This window comes from Streptomyces sp. NPDC006208 (assembly GCF_040613775.1).
Classification (GTDB): Bacteria; Actinomycetota; Actinomycetes; order Streptomycetales; family Streptomycetaceae; genus Streptomyces.
Genome location: NZ_JBEXSW010000016.1, coordinates 112,947 through 130,754 on the forward strand (window position 1 = coordinate 112,947; position 17,808 = coordinate 130,754).

Annotated in this window: 19 protein-coding genes; 9 read left to right on the forward strand and 10 right to left on the reverse strand. The window is 71.4% G+C overall.

What is annotated here, in order from left to right; all coding sequences use genetic code 11:
• The first annotated feature begins 75 nt into the window (after positions 1 to 75).
• The 3 genes from ABZ208_RS15585 (at position 76) to ABZ208_RS15595 (ending at position 4,104) form a co-directional block, all read left to right on the forward strand.
• Positions 76 to 1,470: an aldehyde dehydrogenase family protein gene (locus tag ABZ208_RS15585; RefSeq protein WP_356910001.1), complete on the forward strand. Its 1,395-nt coding sequence runs from the start codon at positions 76 to 78 to the stop codon at positions 1,468 to 1,470.
• A 17-nt stretch (positions 1,471 to 1,487) separates the two neighbouring features.
• The gene (locus tag ABZ208_RS15590; RefSeq protein WP_356910002.1) at positions 1,488 to 2,567 is read left to right on the forward strand and encodes a zinc-binding dehydrogenase; all 1,080 of its coding nucleotides are present in this window, start codon (positions 1,488 to 1,490) and stop codon (positions 2,565 to 2,567) included.
• A 208-nt stretch (positions 2,568 to 2,775) separates the two neighbouring features.
• On the forward strand, positions 2,776 to 4,104 hold the full coding sequence (locus tag ABZ208_RS15595) for an MFS transporter (protein ID WP_356910003.1): 1,329 nt from the start codon (positions 2,776 to 2,778) through the stop codon (positions 4,102 to 4,104).
• On the opposite strand, the gene ABZ208_RS15600 is transcribed toward ABZ208_RS15595, so the two are convergent.
• Genes ABZ208_RS15600 through ABZ208_RS15615 form a run of 4 tightly spaced genes read right to left on the reverse strand, consistent with a single transcriptional unit; the run spans position 4,082 to position 7,805 of the window.
• Positions 4,082 to 5,038: a DMT family transporter gene (locus ABZ208_RS15600; RefSeq protein ID WP_356910004.1), complete on the reverse strand. Its 957-nt coding sequence runs from the start codon at positions 5,036 to 5,038 to the stop codon at positions 4,082 to 4,084. The genes ABZ208_RS15595 and ABZ208_RS15600 overlap by 23 nt on opposite strands.
• A 32-nt stretch (positions 5,039 to 5,070) precedes the next feature.
• Entirely contained in the window at positions 5,071 to 5,766 is a 696-nt protein-coding gene (locus ABZ208_RS15605) for a helix-turn-helix transcriptional regulator (RefSeq protein ID WP_356910005.1), read from the reverse strand.
• Between the two features lie 18 nt (positions 5,767 to 5,784).
• On the reverse strand, positions 5,785 to 7,161 hold the full coding sequence (locus ABZ208_RS15610; protein ID WP_356910006.1) for a HEAT repeat domain-containing protein: 1,377 nt from the start codon (positions 7,159 to 7,161) through the stop codon (positions 5,785 to 5,787).
• A complete protein-coding gene (locus ABZ208_RS15615) occupies positions 7,140 to 7,805 on the reverse strand; it encodes a TetR/AcrR family transcriptional regulator C-terminal domain-containing protein (protein WP_356910007.1) in 666 nt (221 codons plus the stop codon). Before ABZ208_RS15615 ends, ABZ208_RS15610 begins: the two co-directional genes overlap by 22 nt.
• 65 nt (positions 7,806 to 7,870) lie before the next feature.
• Here ABZ208_RS15615 and ABZ208_RS15620 point away from each other — a divergent pair, with 65 nt between their 5' ends.
• From ABZ208_RS15620 to ABZ208_RS15630, 3 genes are all read left to right on the forward strand, one after another.
• Positions 7,871 to 9,022, forward strand: a complete 1,152-nt coding sequence (locus ABZ208_RS15620) for an acyl-CoA dehydrogenase family protein (protein ID WP_356910008.1) — start codon at positions 7,871 to 7,873, stop codon at positions 9,020 to 9,022.
• A 72-nt stretch (positions 9,023 to 9,094) separates the two neighbouring features.
• A complete protein-coding gene (locus tag ABZ208_RS15625; RefSeq protein ID WP_356910009.1) occupies positions 9,095 to 9,382 on the forward strand; it encodes a YiaA/YiaB family inner membrane protein in 288 nt (95 codons plus the stop codon).
• A 64-nt stretch (positions 9,383 to 9,446) separates the two neighbouring features.
• Positions 9,447 to 10,073, forward strand: a complete 627-nt coding sequence (locus ABZ208_RS15630) for a TetR/AcrR family transcriptional regulator (RefSeq protein WP_356910010.1) — start codon at positions 9,447 to 9,449, stop codon at positions 10,071 to 10,073.
• On the opposite strand, the gene ABZ208_RS15635 is transcribed toward ABZ208_RS15630, so the two are convergent.
• Positions 10,061 to 10,522 (reverse strand): MaoC family dehydratase, encoded by a 462-nt coding sequence (locus ABZ208_RS15635; protein WP_356910011.1) that lies wholly within the window; start codon positions 10,520 to 10,522, stop codon positions 10,061 to 10,063. The two genes, ABZ208_RS15630 and ABZ208_RS15635, sit on opposite strands and share 13 nt — an antisense overlap.
• A gap of 109 nt (positions 10,523 to 10,631) precedes the next feature.
• Between ABZ208_RS15635 and soxR the strand changes: the two genes are divergently transcribed.
• Entirely contained in the window at positions 10,632 to 11,111 is a 480-nt protein-coding gene (gene soxR, locus ABZ208_RS15640; RefSeq protein WP_356910012.1) for a redox-sensitive transcriptional activator SoxR, read from the forward strand.
• 63 nt (positions 11,112 to 11,174) lie between these two features.
• On the opposite strand, the gene ABZ208_RS15645 is transcribed toward soxR, so the two are convergent.
• From ABZ208_RS15645 to ABZ208_RS15655, 3 genes are all read right to left on the reverse strand, one after another.
• Positions 11,175 to 12,248, reverse strand: a complete 1,074-nt coding sequence (locus ABZ208_RS15645; RefSeq protein WP_356910013.1) for an RNA ligase (ATP) — start codon at positions 12,246 to 12,248, stop codon at positions 11,175 to 11,177.
• Positions 12,249 to 12,441: 193 nt separating this feature from the next.
• Entirely contained in the window at positions 12,442 to 13,053 is a 612-nt protein-coding gene (locus tag ABZ208_RS15650) for a hypothetical protein (protein ID WP_356910014.1), read from the reverse strand.
• A gap of 114 nt (positions 13,054 to 13,167) precedes the next feature.
• Positions 13,168 to 13,770: an alpha/beta hydrolase gene (locus tag ABZ208_RS15655; protein ID WP_356910015.1), complete on the reverse strand. Its 603-nt coding sequence runs from the start codon at positions 13,768 to 13,770 to the stop codon at positions 13,168 to 13,170.
• On the opposite strand from ABZ208_RS15655, the gene ABZ208_RS15660 reads away from it, so the two are divergent.
• Together ABZ208_RS15660 and ABZ208_RS15665 are read left to right on the forward strand one after the other, a co-directional pair.
• Entirely contained in the window at positions 13,769 to 13,924 is a 156-nt protein-coding gene (locus tag ABZ208_RS15660) for a hypothetical protein (protein WP_356910016.1), read from the forward strand. The genes ABZ208_RS15655 and ABZ208_RS15660 overlap by 2 nt on opposite strands.
• On the forward strand, positions 13,893 to 14,840 hold the full coding sequence (locus ABZ208_RS15665) for a LysR family transcriptional regulator (RefSeq protein ID WP_356910017.1): 948 nt from the start codon (positions 13,893 to 13,895) through the stop codon (positions 14,838 to 14,840). The genes ABZ208_RS15660 and ABZ208_RS15665 overlap by 32 nt, the downstream gene beginning before the upstream one ends.
• A gap of 33 nt (positions 14,841 to 14,873) precedes the next feature.
• On the opposite strand, the gene ABZ208_RS15670 is transcribed toward ABZ208_RS15665, so the two are convergent.
• Both ABZ208_RS15670 and ABZ208_RS15675 read right to left on the reverse strand, forming a co-directional pair.
• Entirely contained in the window at positions 14,874 to 16,256 is a 1,383-nt protein-coding gene (locus tag ABZ208_RS15670) for a serine-threonine protein kinase (RefSeq protein WP_356910018.1), read from the reverse strand.
• Between the two features lie 196 nt (positions 16,257 to 16,452).
• On the reverse strand, positions 16,453 to 17,703 hold the full coding sequence (locus ABZ208_RS15675) for a DUF1343 domain-containing protein (RefSeq protein ID WP_356910019.1): 1,251 nt from the start codon (positions 17,701 to 17,703) through the stop codon (positions 16,453 to 16,455).
• Positions 17,704 to 17,808: the final 105 nt, after the last annotated feature.

Consider the following 17,808-nt stretch of genomic DNA (forward strand, 5'->3'; position numbering starts at 1 on the left):
GGACGGCTCTGGCGCCAGAAAACTAACGGCGCTAGTTTGGGGCGGACGGTGCCGCCGAGGTGTGGAGGAAATGCGATGAAGGCTCACGACGGCATGTACATCGGCGGCAGGTGGCTGCCCGCCGCCGGGCCGGACACGATCGCCGTGGTCAACCCGGCGGACGAGCAGGTCATCGCCCATGTCCCCGCCGGTACGGCCGAGGACGTCGACGCCGCGGTGCGGGCCGCCCGCGAGGCGTTCCCGGCATGGGCGGCGACACCGCCCGCCGAGCGCGCCGCGTACCTTGAGGCGCTGCGCGACGAGCTGACCCGGCGGGCGGACGAGATGGCCGGGACCGTCACCGCCGAGCTCGGCGCACCGCCCGTGCTCGCCCAGCGGGTCCATGTGGGACTGCCCCTGCGGGTGGCCGGCTCGTACGCAGAACTGGCCGCCTCGTACTCCTTCGAGGAGAGGATCAACAATTCCACCGTCCTGCTGGAGCCGGTCGGAGTGGTCGGTGCGATCACCCCGTGGAACTACCCCCTGCACCAGATCGTGGCCAAGGTCGCCCCCGCGCTGGCGGCCGGGTGCACCATCGTGCTGAAGCCGGCCGAGGACACCCCGCTGACCGCCCAGCTCTTCGCCGACGCCGTCCATGACGCGGGGCTGCCCGCCGGTGTGTTCAACCTGGTCACGGGCCTCGGGCCGGTCGCAGGGCAGGCCCTGGCCGCACACGAAGGAGTCGATCTCGTCTCCTTCACCGGCTCCACCGCCGTCGGCAGGCAGATCGGCGCGACCGCCGGAGCAGCCATCAAGCGCGTCGCCCTGGAACTCGGCGGCAAGTCCGCCAACGTCATCCTGCCCAGCGCCGATCTGGCCAGGGCGGTGTCCCACGGCATCGCCAACGTCATGTCCAACTCCGGCCAGACCTGTAGCGCTTGGACCCGGATGCTGGTCCACAAGGACCAGTACGACGAGGCCGTGGCCCTCGCGGCGGCCGCCGCCGACCGGTTCATACCGGGCGAGCAGGTCGGCCCGCTGGTCAATGCCAAGCAGCAGCAGCGCGTCCGCGCCTACATCGAGACGGGTGTGGCCGAAGGCGCCCGCCTGGTCGCGGGCGGCCCTGACGCGCCGTTCGAGACGGGCTACTACGTCAGCCCGACCGTCTTCGCCGATGTCACCCCCGATATGACCATTGCTCAGGAGGAGATCTTCGGCCCGGTCGTCTGCCTGCTGAAGTACGAGGACGAGCAGGACGCCGTCGAGATCGCCAACGGCACGGTCTACGGTCTCGCCGGCGCCGTCTGGGCGGGCGAGGACGCCGAGGCGGCCGCCTTCGCGCGCCGCATCGACACCGGCCAGATCGACATCAACGGCGGCCGTTTCAACCACCTGGCGCCGTTCGGCGGCTACAAGCAGTCCGGCGTGGGCCGTGAGCTCGGTCCGCACGGCCTTGCCGAGTACCTTCAGACCAAGTCCCTCCAGTTCTGAGCCGGGAGTAACCCATCGTGGTCCGCGCCGCCGTCCTGCCCGCCGTCGGAGCTCCGCTGGAGATCACCGGCATCGAACTTCCCGAACCCGGCCCCGGCCAGGTGCGGGTCCGTCTCGCCGCCGCCGGGGTCTGCCACTCCGATCTGTCCCTGTCCAACGGCACCATGCGCCTGCCCGTCCCGGCCGTCCTCGGCCACGAGGGCGCCGGGACCGTCGTCTCGGCCGGCGAGGGCGTGACCCATGTCGCCCCCGGTGACGGCGTGGTCCTCAACTGGGCGCCCTCCTGCGGGAGATGTCACCACTGCTCGATCGGCGAGGTGTGGCTGTGCGCCGACGCGCTGACCGGAGCCGGCCGCGTCCACGCCGTCACCGAGGACGGCACCGAGCTCCATCCCGGCCTGAACGTCGCAGCGTTCGCCGAGGAGACCGTCGTCCCCGCCAACTGCGTCCTGCCCGTCCCGGACGGCGTCCCGCTCACCGACGCCGCGCTGCTCGGCTGCGCCGTGCTCACCGGGTACGGGGCCGTCCACCACTGTGCCCAGGTCCGCGAGGGCGAGTCGGTCGTGGTGTTCGGCGTCGGCGGGGTGGGCATGGCCACGCTCCAGTCGGCCCGTATCGCAGGCGCCGCAGCCGTCATCGCCGTCGACATCTCCCCCGAGAAGGAGGAACTCGCCCGCCGCGCCGGCGCCACCGAGTATGTCGTCGCCTCCGACCTCACCGCGAAGGAGATCCGGCGGCTCACCGATGGCCGGGGCGCGGACGTGGCCATCGAATGCGTCGGCCGGGCCGCCACCATCCGTACCGCCTGGGACTCCACCCGGCGCGGCGGCCGCACCACCGTCGTCGGCATCGGCGGCAAGGACCAGCAGGTGACGTTCAACGCCCTCGAGCTGTTCCACTGGGGCCGCACGCTGTCCGGCTGCGTCTACGGCAACTCCAACCCTGCCGAGGACCTGCCCGTGCTGGCGGAGCACATCCGCGCCGGGCGTCTGGACCTGGGCACCCTGGTGACCGAGCGGATCGGGATCGAGGACATCCCGGCCGCCTTCGACACCATGCTCGCGGGCAGGGGCGGGCGGGCGCTGGTGGTCTTCTAGCGTCCGCCGCAACCCCCGCGTACGACCCCGGCCGCCTCGCGGCCGGGGCTTCCGTGCTGTCCGGAGCCGGGTTACCGAAGGGTAATGACCTCGCAAAAACTCCTGGTGTCCAACCCGTTGACCTGCATACCCACCGGTCGGTACGGTCCCCGCAATCTCCACCCGTGGCACCCCAAGCTCCGTCCCCGCTCCCCGGAGAGTGCTTCTCATGGACACCCCCGCTCAGCTCACGGACTCCGCGTCCCCCGCTCCCACGGACCGGCACCGCAGAAAGGTCGCGACCGCCGCGGCCCTCGCCTCCGCCGTCGAGTGGTACGACTACTTCGTCTTCGGCATCGCCGCCGCTCTGGTCCTCGGCGATCTCTACTTCCCCGCAGGCAGCTCGTCGGCCGGTGTGCTGGCCGCCTTCGCCACCTTCGCCGTCGGATTCCTCGCCCGGCCCGTCGGCGGCGTCATCGCAGGCCAGCTCGGCGACAAGCACGGCCGTAAGCCCATGCTGGTCCTGGCGCTCACCTTGATGGGCATCGCCACCGCCGGCATCGGCCTCCTCCCCACGTACGAGACCATCGGCATCGCCGCACCCGTACTGCTGGTGCTGCTGCGCGTCGTCCAGGGCATCGCGGTCGGCGCCCAGTGGGGCGGCGCCATGCTCATGGCCACCGAGTACGCCCCCGAGGGCAAGCGCGGTCTGTACGGCAGCCTGGTCCAACTCGGCGTCCCGATCGGCGTCGTCACCGCGAACACCGTCTTCCTGGTGGCCGGATCGGTCACCACGGACGCGACCTTCGCGAGCTGGGGCTGGCGGGTCCCGTTCTTCGTCGGATTCCTCGTCCTCGCCCTCGCGTGGTACATCCACACCCGCGTCGAGGAGACCCCCGCGTTCCGCGAGGCCGAGCGCGCCCTGGCCGAACAGGAGAAGAGCGAGAGCGAGGCCCGCTCGCCGTTGCGCAGCATCCTGCGCAACCACCTCGGCACCGTCTTCCTGGCCGGCGGCTCGTTCGCGGTCAACACCGCGACCTTCTACATCATCATCACCGGCGTGCTCGACTACTCGACCCGCACGCTCGAGATGGAACGCAGCTCGGTTCTCGCCGTCTCGCTCGGCGTCAGCGTCACCCAGCTCGTGATGATCCCGGCCGCCGCGGCCCTCTCCGACCGCATCGGACGACTGCGCATCTATGCGGCAGGCGCCATCGGGCTGCTGGTGTGGGCCGTGCCGATGTTCCTGCTGATCGACACCGCGTCACTGGTGTGGCTGGCGGTCGGCACCTTCGTCACCAGCTGCTTCCTCAGCATCATGTACGGGCCCCAGGCGGCGCTGTTCGCCGAGCTGTTCACCGCGGAGATGCGCTACACCGGCGCCTCCCTCGGCTACCAGATCGCCGCCGTGCTCGGCGGTGGCCTGGCCCCGTTCGTCATGGTCCTGCTGCTGGAGGCGACGGGTACGTCGATGTCCGTCGCGGGCTACATCATCGGTCTTGCCGTGATCGCCCTGATCTCCATCAAGGTCCTGGCTACGCGGGCGGCCGCCCGCTGACCCGACCGGTCTCCCGCAGACTCCCGTCCCCGCCGCCCACTGACCGGCGGGGGCGGGAACGCGAGACGGCCACCCCGGCCAGACACAGCGCACCCCCGGCGAGGGTCAGCAGCCCCGGTACCTCGTCCAGCGCCAGCCACGACATCAGCACCACCAGGGCGGGCACGGCGTACGTGGTCGCGCCCATCCGCCCGGCGGTCGTACGTGCCAGGGCGTACGCCCAGGTCGTGAAGGCCAGCGCGGTCGGGAAGACGCCCAGATAGACCATGTTGAGCGTCGCCGACACCGGCGCGTCGGAGGCCTGGTCGAGCAGCTGCCCGGTGAAGGGAAGGCAGGCCGCCGCACCCACCAGACAGCCGAAGGTGGTCACCTGCAGCGCACTGCCGTGCGCGAGCGCCGGCTTCTGCGCCACCACGCCGGCCGCGTACGCCACCGCGGCCAGAAGGCACAGCAGCACCCCGATCGTGGAGGCGCTGCCCTCGCCCGACATCGACAGACCCACGGTCACGGCGCCCGCGAACGAGACCGCCATCCCCGCGAGCAGCCGCGGAGGCAGGTGCTCGCCCAGCATCCGCGCGCCGAGCAGCGCGATCAGCACCGGGCCGATGTTCACCACCATCGCGGCCGTACCGGCGTCGACCTCCTGCTCGCCCCAGTTCAGGGCGACCATGTACAGGCCGAACCAGAGCAGTCCCGAGACCGCTGTGCCGGGCCAGGCGGCCCGCGGCGGCAGTCCCTCGCGCCTGATCAGCAGGACGCAGCCGAGCACGACCGACGCGGCGAGCAGCCTGCCGAGGGCGAGCGCGCCGGGGGAGTAGGCCGCACCGGCGGTGCGGATCGACACGAAAGCGGAAGCCCACAGCACGACGGTGACGCCCGCAGCGACCAGGGCGGGCCATGGGGAAAGGTGGACGGTGCCGGCGGATTTCGTCATGGAGCGACCGTACGGTCCGGACGGTTCGGTGCTCACCGAAGTGTCCCGGGCGCGATACCCAGCAGCCGCGTCAGAGCCCGCTCTCCTTCCTCGGTCACCTTCACTGCACGCTCCGAACCGATGCGTACGCACCAGCCCGCCTCCAGCGCATGCCGGCACAACTGCGCCCCGGCGACCCCGGCCAGATGCGGGCGGCGTTCGGTCCAGTCCAGACAGCTGCGCACCAGCGGCCGTCGTCCCTTGCGCTCCAGCTCGATCCCCAACTCCTCGAACCAGGCGGCGCCCCGGCCGGTGAGTGCGAAGCCGGTGTCCTGGCTGAGCAGTCCGCGCTCGGTCATGGCCTGGGTGATCGTGATGCCGAGCCGCCCCGCGAGATGGTCGTAGCAGGTGCGCCCGCGCGCCATGGCAGTGGCGATGGTGGCCGACGTGAGGCCGGTGGGCCGCGGTGCGGGTCCGGGCGTTGCGTGGGCGGCCAGCTCCTCGACGAGATGGGCGACGCCGTGGTCGGCGAGCCGTACGTAACGGTGCCGGCCCTGGCGCTCCTCGGCGAGCAGGCCGCCACCCACGAGCTTGCCCAGGTGCTCGCTGGCGGTGGAGGGTGCGACGCCCCCGTGCCGCGCCAGCTCGCCCGCCGTCCAGGCCCGCCCGTCGAGCAGCGCGAGACAGAAGGCGGCACGGGTCTCGTCGGCGAGCAGAGCCGCGAAGGCGGCAAGGTCTTTGGGCGCCATGCTCCCAGGATCGCGCAGTCACTGTTCGGTGGTGGCCGAACCTTTCTCCCGCTCCGTCTTCTTCCGCTCCCATTTCCAGCGCCGGATCGCGGAGTCCCGGTGGTCGTGCTCGAACCCGGGACCGAGCGGTCCGACCCGTCCGGTCGCCTCCTCGGTACGCGGATCGTCCCGCAGGACGAGACCGTAGGCAGCGTTCAGGCGCGCCTGTACGTCCTCCTCGTCGAGCAGTGCCACGAGGGCGTCCGCCGCGGCGGACGTGCGGTCCGGGGACGCGGCGAGCGCCCCCGCCGTCCGCGTCCGCACCTCGGGATCCGGGTCCCGGGTCAGGGCGATCAGCGTCTGGTGGACCTCCAGCGTGAGGTCGTGACAGGTGCCGAGCCAGTAGCCGGCACCGGCGCGTACCTCGGAGTCCGGATCACGTGCCAGGCGGAGCAGGGCGGCCCGGGCCGGGGGAGTGGGGGGCGGGTACGGATTGCCCCATGTGGTGAGGAGAGCGGGCACCTCTCTCCGCACGCGGGGGTCCGGGTGGCCGACGTACCCGAGCCCGATGGACTGCATGCCCGGGTGCTCGTATCCGACGAAGGCGTCGAGGACCTTCGCGAGGACGTCGACGTCCGTCTCCTCGGCCGCCCACGCCGCGAAGAGCCTGCTCTCCTCCTTGTCGTACGAGTTCCTGTCGCTGGCCCCCGTGAGCGATCTGATCCGCAGGAAATCGAGCACGAAACGGCGATGGGCGGGGTCGGGATGGTGCCGGAAGGCCGTCACGGCCAGCCAGGTTTCCTTGCTGCGCCGCTGGCTGAGAATCCACTTGGCCGACCACCAGTCCACATGGTCCTCATCGGCGTACTTCAGACCGCGTGCCACGAGCTCCTCGACGGGCGGCAGGACGCGGAAGGCCCACTCCAGTGAGGTCAGGACGGCGCCGTGCCCGGCCCGCACGGTGAGTCCGCCGAGCGTGACCTGATCGACGTGGTGGTACTCGTCGTCCTGGACCCGGACCCTCTCGGCGGGGCCCGTGGCCCCGGTCCGGCGTCGCAGCTCCTCGGCCGCACCCGTCGCGTACCAGGTCCTGGCCAGGGTGAGGAGGCGTTCCCGGGCGGCCTCCGGCAGCCGTAGCCGGGGTTCATGCCCCAGTACGGTCGAGAAGATCGCCGGAGAACCGAGATCGACTGCCCGCAGCAACGGCGTGGTCCCGTCCGGCAGCGGCCTGTCGGGGTCCGCGCCGCCGTCCATCAGAGCTTCGGCGACCGGGTCGTCGTACGCAGCAACAGCGGTGCACAGCACCGGGAGGCCGTCCGCGTCGAGCGCGTCCGCATCGGCGCCTTCTTCGAGCAGGGCCCGTACCGCATCGGCGTCCCCGCGCCGCACCGCCGCTATGAGCTCTGTGTCTCCCACTTCCCCCGTGCCCCCGCCTCGTACTGCATCGTCAGTCCGTCGAGCAGCGCCCGCAGCCCCGTCTCGAACGCGCCCTCGTCGACCTTCTCCTGACGCTCAGCCAGCAGATGCGCCTGGCCGAGGTGAGGGTAGTCGGCCGGGTCGTAGGCGGTCGCGTCATTTACGAAGCCGCGGGCGAAGGAGCCGAGTGCCGAGCCCGTGATGAAGTACCGCATCAGCGCGCCGATGTACGTGGCCTGGGCGGGCGGCCAGCCCGCCCTGACCATCGCGCCGAAGACCGCGTCGGCCACTCGCAGACCCGCCGGGCGGCGGCCGGGGCCCTGGGCGAGGACGGGGACGATGTGCGGGTGGTCGGCCAGTGCCGCCCGGTAGGAGACGGCCCAGTCGTGCAGTGCGGTGCGCCAGTCGCGGCCGTCGTGCTCGTCGAACATCGACAGATCGACCTGGGCGCTGACCGCGTCCGCGACGGCGTCGAGGATCTCGTCCTTGTTGCGGAAGTGGTTGTAGAGGGAGGGCCCGCTCACTCCGAGCTCCGCCGCGAGCCGCCGGGTCGACACGGCCTCCAGACCCTCCGCATCGACGAGCGCGCCCGCCGCGTCGACGATGCGGTCTCGGCTGAGGAGGGGCTTGCGCGGTCGGGCCATGCGGCACATAGTAGGGCCTGCCGAAGAGAAACTAGCGGTGGTAGTTAAAAGTGGGAGTGGGTCGTATGAACCTGGAGCTCAGTGAGGAGCAGTCGGCTGTCCGCCGGCTGGCCCGGGACTTCGTCGACCGTGAGATCGCGCCGCACGCCGCCGAGTGGGACCGCGCCGAGAGCGTCGACCGTTCGATCGTGAAGAAGCTCGGGGCCCTCGGGTTCCTCGGACTCACCGTCGACGAGGAGTACGGCGGCTCGGGCGGCGACCACCTCGCGTACTGCCTGGTCACCGAGGAACTCGGCCGCGGTGACTCCGCGGTCCGCGGCATCGTCTCCGTGTCGCTGGGACTGGTGGCCAAGACCATCGCCGCCCACGGCAGCGAGGAGCACAAGCGCCACTGGCTGCCCCGGCTCACCTCCGGCGAGGCGCTCGGCTGCTTCGGGCTCACCGAACCGGGCACCGGCTCCGACGCCGGAAGCCTGAGCACCAGGGCCGTGCGCGACGGCGACGCATTCGTCGTCAACGGCTCCAAGATGTTCATCACCAACGGCACCTGGGCCGATGTCGTGCTGCTCTTCGCGCGGACCGACGACACCCCCGGTCACAAGGGCATCTCCGCCTTCCTGGTGCCCACGAGCGCCCCCGGACTCACCCGCCGCACCATTCACGGCAAGCTGGGCCTGCGCGGCCAGGCCACCGCCGAACTGGTCCTCGAGGACGTCCGTGTCCCGGCGTCCGCAATGCTGGGACCCGAGGGCAAGGGCTTCTCGATCGCCATGTCCGCCCTCGCCAAGGGCCGGATGTCGGTGGCGGCCGGCTGCGTCGGCATCGCCCAGGCGGCCCTGGACGCGGCCGTCGGCTATGCGGGCGAGCGCGAGCAGTTCGGCAGGTCCATCGCCCACTACCAGCTCGTCCAGGAGCTGCTCAGCGACATCGCGGTGGACGTGGACGCGGCCCGGCTGCTCACCTGGCGGGTCGCCGACCTGATCGACCGTGGTGAGGACTTCGCCACCGCTGCCTCCCAGGCGAAGCTGTTCGCCTCCGAGGCGGCCGTGCGCTGCGCCAACAACGCCCTGCAGGTCTTCGGCGGCTACGGCTACACGGACGAGTTCCCGGTGGGCAAGCTGCTGCGCGACGCCCGGGTGATGACGCTGTACGAGGGCACCAGCCAGATCCAGAAGCTGATCATCGGCCGGGCCCTTACCGGGGTGTCCGCGTTCTGAGCCCCGCGATGAGTACCACGGTGAGTACGAGCGCCCATACCGGCCGGTGCCGCATCCCGCGAAGCTGTGCTCATGAGTGAGACACCGGTCAAGCAGCAGAACACAGCGGCGTACTACGGCCAGGCCGTCGCCTCCTTCGCCGTCGCGCTCGGAGCCGTCGCCCTCGGGGTCTTCAACCTGGAGGCCGACGCATGGGTGCGTGCCTTCCTCGGTATTGCCGTCCTCTACCTCACGACGTCGGCCTTCACCCTCGCCAAGGTGGTCAGGGACCGGCAGGAGGCCGGGCAGATCGTCAGTCGCGTCGACCAGGCGCGGCTGGAGAAGCTGCTCGCCGAGCACGACCCGTTCCAGAAGCTGTAGGAAGATCTAAGCGCTCGCTCACCCTCGGGGTATGGTGTTCGTCCTGCCACGGAAGGGGCGAGCGATGAGTGCGGCGGACCTGACGCCCGACGAGGAAAAGCCATGGGACGAGGTCACCCCTGACGCTGCCCGAAAACTGCTCGTCGCCGCCGTCGAGGCGTTCGCCGAGCGGGGCTACCACGCGACCACGACCCGGGACATCGCCGGCCGCGCCGGAATGAGCCCTGCCGCGCTCTACATCCACTACAAGACCAAGGAAGAACTGCTCCACCGGATCAGCCGGATCGGGCACGACAAGGCCCTGGAGATTCTCGAGGCCGCGTACGAGGGCGAGGGCACGCCGACCGAGCGTCTCGCCGACGCCGTGCGCTCCTTCGTCCGCTGGCACGCGGGGCGGCACACGACCGCGCGGGTGGTCCAGTACGAACTCGACGCGCTCGGTGACGCCCACCGCACCGAGATCATGGAGCTGCGCCGGCAGAGCGACGCCGTGGTGCGCCGCATCCTGAACGAGGGCGTCGAGGCAGGGGAGTTCGACGTGCCCGACGTCCCCGGCACCACCGTCGCCGTGCTCTCGCTCTGCATCGACGTGGCGCGCTGGTTCAACGTCGCCGGCCGTCGCACGCCCGACGAGGTCGGCGCGCTCTACGCCGACCTCGTCCTGCGCATGGTGAGCGCTCAGAAGAAGTAGCGCGACACGGACTCCGCGACGCACACCGGCTTGTCGCCGCCCTCGCGCTCGACCGTGACGAGCGCGGTCACCTGCACGCCGCCGCCCGCGTCCTCGACGTTCTGCAGCACCGCGGTGGCGCGCAGCCGTGAGCCCACGGGCACGGGGGCGGGGAAGCGCACCTTGTTGGCGCCGTAGTTGATGCCCATCTTCATGCCCTCGACCCGCAGCACCTGCGGCACCAGGGCCGGCAGCAGCGACAGCGTCAGATAGCCATGGGCGATCGTCGTGCCGAAGGGGCCGCTCGCCGCCCGCTCCGGATCGACATGGATCCACTGGTGGTCCCCGGTGGCGTCGGCGAACAGATCGATCCGCTTCTGGTCGACCTCCAGCCAGTCGCTGTACCCCAGCTGCTCGCCGACCCCGGCCCGCAGCTCGTCGGCGGAGGTGAAGATCCTCGGCTCTGCCATGTCCCTGGTCCCTGCCTCTCAGGCGTTTCGACGCTCCTGTCTAAGCGCTTGCTCAGCATGGTTCGACGGGCGCCCTCCTGTCAACGGACCACCCAGTAGGCTTCGAGGAGTGCCACAGATTCCCGAGAAGATCCACGAGCTCACGGTCGGGCAGCTCTCCGCGCGCAGCGGGGCCGCCGTGTCGGCCCTGCACTTCTACGAGTCCAAGGGCCTCATCAGCAGCCGCAGGACCAGCGGCAATCAGCGCCGCTACAGCAGGGACGCGCTGCGCCGTGTCGCCTTCGTACGCGCCGCCCAGCGGGTCGGCATCCCGCTCGCCACGATCCGCGACGCTCTCGCCGAACTGCCCGAGGAGCGCACGCCCGACCGCCAGGACTGGGCGCGGCTCTCCGAGGCGTGGCGGAGCGAACTCGACGAACGGATCAGGCAGCTCGGCCGGCTCCGTGACCATCTGACCGACTGCATCGGGTGCGGCTGTCTCTCGCTGGAGACCTGCGTCCTGTCCAACCCGGACGACATCTTCGGTGAGCGCCTGACGGGTTCGCGGCTGCTGCCGGAGCGCGGGCGGGCCGGGAATCGCGAATCCTGAGGCGCACGCGGGCACGCCGGTGGGCCCGGTCCGTGCGGACCGGGCCCACGGTCAGTGTACGGATCACTCGTACTCCGTACCGCCCTTGCGGGTCAGATACGCCGGGCTGACCGCCTTGGCGATCGCCCGGCCGCCGACGACCGGGCTGTAGCGCTCCACAGCCGGGCGGATCACCACACCCTCGCGCAGATGCAGCTCGCGGCCGGACACGGTCTCGCGGCCGCTCGCGAGCTCGAGCACCTTGCCGATGTCGTACGGGCCCTCGTACAGCCGTGGCACCAGCGGGAGTTCACCCCCGAGGACCTCGGCCGCGTCCAGCCACCGGACCTGGCCGTCGATCTCGGCCGACACGTCGAACACGGCGTAGCCCAGGCTTTCCTCGGCACGTGCGTTCGCCCCGTACGCCAGGTCCTGGACGCCCGCGCCGTACACCTCCCCGAAGACACCGACCCGGCTCGCCCCCAGCTTCTCGGCGAGCCGCGCCGCGACCGCCGGTACGTCCGCGCCCAGCACCGCGCGCCAGTACAGGTTGCGCGGGTCCTCTTGCAGCGCGAGCCCCTTGGCGCCGAATCCCTTCGACGAGACCTGCACCGAGCCGCCGTCGGCGACGCTGTAGGTCATCAGGCAGGCCGTGCCGTGCAGCTTCTCGGTGAGCACCACCGGCTCGCCCGGTTCGAAGATCGCCGGGTAGCGCTGGATGTTCTCGATGTCGACCCACGGCAGCAGTTCGGGCGCACGCTCCACGTCCCCGGACATGGTGGGCGGGATCGGCGGCGACCACTTGGTGATCGACAGCCGCTCCGCGAAGTCCTCACCGTCGGCCGCCGCCCGCGCCATGTCGACGTCCGCGAGCGCCCGCGGCCGGCACACGATGCCCTGCGACAGCTCACCCCGCAGCCGCACCGCCTTGACCCGGTCGGAAGACTTGCCGGCGAGTCGTCCCGTCAGCCCCAGCTCCTCGACCAACTCCGCAGGAAGCACGGCCTGTTCCGGGATGTAGACGGCGAAGTCACCACTGCGGTAGGCGCCCTTGGCGACCACGGCTCGGTACAGACCGACCTGGGCCAGCTCGAGCGCATCGGCGTTGGGATGCTCATGGACGGTCAGCAGTTCGGCGGTGACGCGCAGCGTCGACATGTCAGGCTCCTCGGTCGTGGTGCATCACGGCCAACTGTCGCGTGCCGAATCCCTTTGAGCCATCGAATTTGTCTCCGGTGACGTCCGCCCGCTTCGGGCCGAAACCACACGCCACTTCGGCCGGGCGGCGCCACCCGCCGCCGGCCACTCGCCACCGGAGCGGTCCCGGGCCCCCGGCCCGGGACCGTACGCCTCACGCCACGGAGGCCAGCTCCCGGCGTCCCGCCCGCTTGGCGGCGGCCACGGCATCGGATGTCAGGACCGGCTGCGGTACCACGATGCCGCAGCCGGTGCAGACCGGCCCGAACCACGGTTCGTGCTCCAGGTCCTGACGCCACACGATGTACGTGGTCGTGCACACCGGGCACGCGGTACCGGGCTCGTCCTCCAGGGCGGCGATCAGCCTGCGCAGCACCTCACCGAGCGGCGCGGAGGGGTGGGCCTGTGGGGTGTCGCAGCGTGCGACGCCGTTTCCGCCCCAGGTCCGCCGGTGCCAGTCGTCGATGTGTCCGGGCCGCCGAAGCCCCTCGTGCTTCTCCCGTTTGCGGCGGTCCGCGAAGTTCTCCTCGTACGCGAGCCACACGGCCCGCGCCTCTTCCAGCTCCTCGAGCGCGGCCACCAGCCGCGCCGGATCGGGGGCCCTGTCCTCGGGTTCGATCCTGTGCCTTGCGCACAGGTGGTCCCAGGTCGCCCGGTGCCCATAAGGCGCAAACCGCTCCAGGCACTTGCGCAGTGAGTAGCGCCGTAGCGCCAGATCACACCGCGCATCGCGCACCTGTCTCGCAAGACTCCGGAAACCGGCCATCGCACTGCCACCTCCGTCGCTGGTACATCGGCGTCGTTGAATGGACGTACGGGTGCCCGATCCGGCTCCATCGAAAATCCGATGGAGCCCATCAGTCGGGCAGCTGTCCTGAACTCATCCGTTCCGCGCGCGTACCCGTGCGGCAGGATCGAGACACCAGTCGAGGACCGACGGCCAGGGTCCGTAGCCCGCGTCCAGGTCCAGATGGGCGCCGCCGGGTACGACGTCGGTGGCGAGACCGAGCGGCCGGCCGTACTGCTCGGCCGCGCCGCCCGGGCAGTACGGGTCGTCGTCCCCGGCCACCAGCCGTGTGCTGCCCGCGGCGGCGCCGACCTGCGCCCGGGTGGCACGGGGCCCGCCGAAGCCGGCGACTTCCTCGTACCCGGCGATCACCTCGCCGGACGGCGGTGCGACCAGCAGCACCCGGTCGGCCCGGACGCCTCCGCGCGCAACCGCGTGCAGCCACAGAAGAACGGCCAGACTGTGACAGATCACCACTCGCTCGCGTGCCCGGGTGTCCCGCTGGGCTTCGAGGAGGGTGCCCAGCCGGCCGAGCCACGCCTGAAGGTCCGGACGGTCGGGGTCCGGAAGCTGCGGGTAGGTCACGTGGTGGCCGCGGCCTGTCAGTTCGCCCGCCAGCCAGTGCTGCCAGTGGCCCGCCGGGCGCCGGTTCTGCCAGCCGTGCAGGATCAGGAAGGCGCGTGGAGCCGAGTGCATGGCCGGGGACGTGGTCGATGCCGCGGCCGTGGCCGGGGACGTGCTCGTCGGTCTGGTCGTCTTCATGGTCACGGTTGCGATCCTCGGCCCCTCCATTCGCCAGGTCCAGTTAATGTTTCTGGATGGAACAGATAAGCGCGGCCTTCAGTATTGATCTGCGCCGTCTCGGCGCCCTGCGTGAGCTGGACCGCCGGGGCAGTCTGGTCAGGACCGCGCAGGCTCTGCATCTCACGCCCTCCGCGGTGTCGCAGCAACTGGCGGCGCTCTCCCGGGAGCTGGGCGTGCCGCTGATCGAGCGGCAGGGGCGCGGTGTCCGGCTCACCGGACAGGCACGGATCGTGCTGCAGCATGCGGATGTCATCGCCGCGCAGCTGGAACGGGTACGCGCCGACCTCGCGGCGTGGGGCCACGGACGGCGCGGTGAGGTGACCGTCGGGGCCTTCTCCAGCGCTGTCTCGGGGCTGCTGCCCGCCGCCCTCACCGCCTTGGCGCACGCACGCCCCGACATCGGCATCGCGGTGGTGGAGGCCGAACCGCCGGACCTGTTCACCCGGCTCGACGCGGGCGAGATCGACGTGGCCGTCGCCGTGGACTTCGCCGAGGCGCCCGCGTTCACCGACCGCCGCTACATGCGGACCGACCTGCTCGCCGACATCCTCGATGTGGCGCTGCCCGTAGGGCATCGCCTCGCTGCTTCGGACCGGGTTCCGCTGCGGGAGCTCGCCGGCGACCCGTGGATCGTCGGGGACGCGCGGAGTTGCTGCGGCGCGGTGACCCGATCCGTCTGCGCGGCCGGCGGCTTCACCCCGGAGATCCGTCACGCCGTCAACGACTGGCAGGCACTCGCCTGCCTCGTCGAGGCAGGGGCAGGTGTCGCGCTGGTGCCCCGCCTGGTGCAGCCGCTCCACCGCCCCGGCCTGGTGCTGCGGGCGCCCACCGGGGAAGCGCCCGTCCGTCATGTCTTCGCCGCGGTCCGGGCGGGCGCCGAGCACGATCCGGTGCTGACAGCGGTCCTTCAGCACCTGCGCACGGCCGCCGCTCCCGCGCCTGTGGCGATACGGAAAGGCTGACGCATCTCGCGGCCCACGGCCGACGGGCGCACATCATCGCCCGATGCGGCCCGCGGCCAGCACCACCCGCGCCAGCTCCTCGTGGCAGATGTCGCTGTGCGCGCCCGACGGCGGCCCCCCGCGCCGCACCACGGAGGCGGCGTCCACGCTCACACAGCCCGTGTGGGGCAGCCCGTCGCGCAGCGCCTCCTCCAGCGTCAGCCGCCGCGCCCCGGCAACGGCCTGTATGCCGTCGTGGCCCATGGCCCACCACCGCCGGTCGAGCCCCACCGCGGTCGCCGAGTCGCCGGCCAGGCTGGAGGCGAGCGGATAGATCACCCCCAGGGCGCTGTCATGCCGTGAGTAGCATGCGACCACCGGCCCGTCGACCCGGTTCTGGAGCGCGGCGAGCGCACCCGTGCTGTGCGGCGCGTGCGGCAGGCTCGTCGCGAACGCGTAGTGCGAGAAAGCTCCCTGAAGCAGCGTCACCGATTTCACGTTGTGCGCGCCTTCGGGCAGCCCGCGCAGGGCGAAGGCGACCAGCCGCGCCCCCTGGCTGTGCCCCACCAGATGCACCCGCAGCCCGGGGGAGGATCGGGAGAGCCGGCCGAGCAGGGGGCCGAGGCCCAGCTCGCCGACCGTGCCGGCCCGCCGCTTCATCGCGTAGTACGTCGTCTGCCGCAGCAGCTCCTTGGCGCCCTTCCAGGCCCCCGTCACTCCGCCGCCGAGCCGGCTGCCGAAGCCGCCGATGCCACCGAGGCCCAATGACGGCGACTGGGCATCGAGGGCAGCCGCGAACCGTATGCACAGGGTGAGCGGGTCCTCGAACAGGACCGCCGGCGGGCTCTGCTCGTCGTGCGGCAGATCGTCGGCGAAGCACGCTTCGAGTCCTCCGGCCGGAACCGCCGCCAACTCGCGGGCCAGCGAACCGAATTCGGCGAACGCAGTCCGAGAGTCAGGCTGCTCGTCCAGAAGCACGGTCAGCCGGTCCAGCGTTGTCCGGTGTCCCGGGAACAGCCCGGCGAGCACGTCCCGCGTCGTCTTGTCCAGGCCCGGCCACGCTCCGGGCGCCACCCCCGGCCCCGGCGGCAGGGCCACCGCCGCGGCCGACGGCTCGAAGTCGGGGATCGGCTCGTCCGTGAACCGCATCGAGGGCCAGACGATCCCCGCGTACCCGAGCCGCACTCCCGGCCTGCCGGCCAGCAGCCGCGGGAAGGGCGCGAAGAACGCCGAGTACAACCGGGCGGCGACAGAAGGTGAGTTGTTCCAGCCGTGCGCGAACATCACCAGATCGGTGACATCCAGCCCCCGCAGCCCGTCAGGCGCGCCGCCGCGCATATCGCCGTCCGCGTCGAAGGTGATCTCCCGATACGGTTCCACGCCCGTCACCGCCATGACCGGCCCCCTCCCCAGCGCGCTCTGCCGCAGCAACAGCATGCTGCGCAAGGGAAGAAACGGCCATACCTCGCGAAGCCCCGATACGGTCCACCAAGGTGCGTATGCCGATCTCCGTCCGCAACGGCGGGCAGGTGGCGCGGAGCTCTTCGCCGAAGGCGACGACGCCGCGCGGCCGCCGGCCCGGACGACGTGCCGTGCCCAGGTGGCGGGCCGGCCCGATCCGCGCGTCATGACCTCACCGGTGGCGGAGGTACTCCCGTCGCATCGCCCGGAACGCTGCCAGCTCGTCCTGCCATGCCCCGACCACCTCGTCGGTGCCGGCGCCCGCGTCGATCAGCGTGCGGACCTTCGCCGAACCGGTCAGCTTGTCGATCCAGTTGTCCGCACGCCAGGCGAAGCCGCTCCAGCTGCGCCTGGCGGTCACCAGCAACCCGATGCCGGTGCGCACCGGGTCGTACGACTCCCGGTCGTGGACGTGCAGTTGGACGCCGCCGATCGTCTTGCCCTGCCACTTGGAGAACGTCGGGGCGAAGTACGCCTCCCGGAAGCGCACCCCCGGCAGGCCGAGTGCATTCGCGGCCTCGGCCCAGGCAGGCCCGATGCCTTCGGCGCCCAGCAGTTCGAACGGCCGGGTCGTGCCCCGCCCCTCGGAGAGATTGGTGCCCTCGAACAGGCAGGTGCCCGAGTAGACCAGCGCTGTTTCGGGGGTCGGCATGTTGGGGCTCGGAGGGACCCAGGGCAGTCCCGTGCTGTCGTAGAAGTCGGTTCGCCGCCAGCCCGTCATGGCGATGGTCTCCAGCTCCACGGGCCGGGTCAGGAACTCCCCGTTGAACAGCAGCGCCAGCTCCACGACCGTCATCCCGTGCGCCTGCGAAATCGGCTCGCGGCCCACGAAGGTCGCGAACGCCTTGTCCAGCACCGGGCCGAGGGCTGCCCGGCCCGTCACCGGGTTGGGGCGGTCGAGCACGACGAAGCGCTTGCCCGCGAGCTCGGCCGCCTGCATGCAGTCGAAGAGCGTCCAGATGTACGTGTAGAAGCGGGCTCCGACGTCCTGGATGTCGAAGACGACGGTGTCCACTCCCGAGGCGGTGAAGATGTCGGCGAGCGGCTGCCCGCTCTTGAGATACGTGTCGTAGACCGGCAGTCCGGTCGCCGGGTCGTCGTAGCGGCCCTCGGAGCCGCCCGCCTGCGCCGTGCCGCGGAAGCCGTGCTCGGGGCCGAAGACGGCCAGCAGGTTCACCCGGTCGTCGGCGTGCATGACATCCACGATGTGCCGTACGTCCCGGGTGATGCCCGTCGGATTGGTGACCACGCCGACCCGTTCGCCGGCGAGGGCCGCATAGCCGCCGGCGGCCAGCCGTTCGAAGCCGGTACGGATCCGGTGCCGGTCCTGGTGGGCCGCCGCCACGGGCGCGGCGCCTGCCGTCGCGGCAAGCGCTCCCACCACGCTGCCTGCGGCCAGCAAACCCCGTCTGGACAAGCTCATCGAGCCACCTCCGTGATCGCCGTCTGTCATGGGCACGCACGCTACGCGCTCCTTCATGCCCCTGGGGAGCGCTGTGAACGCGCTTTCTTCTCAGGTTCGCCCGGA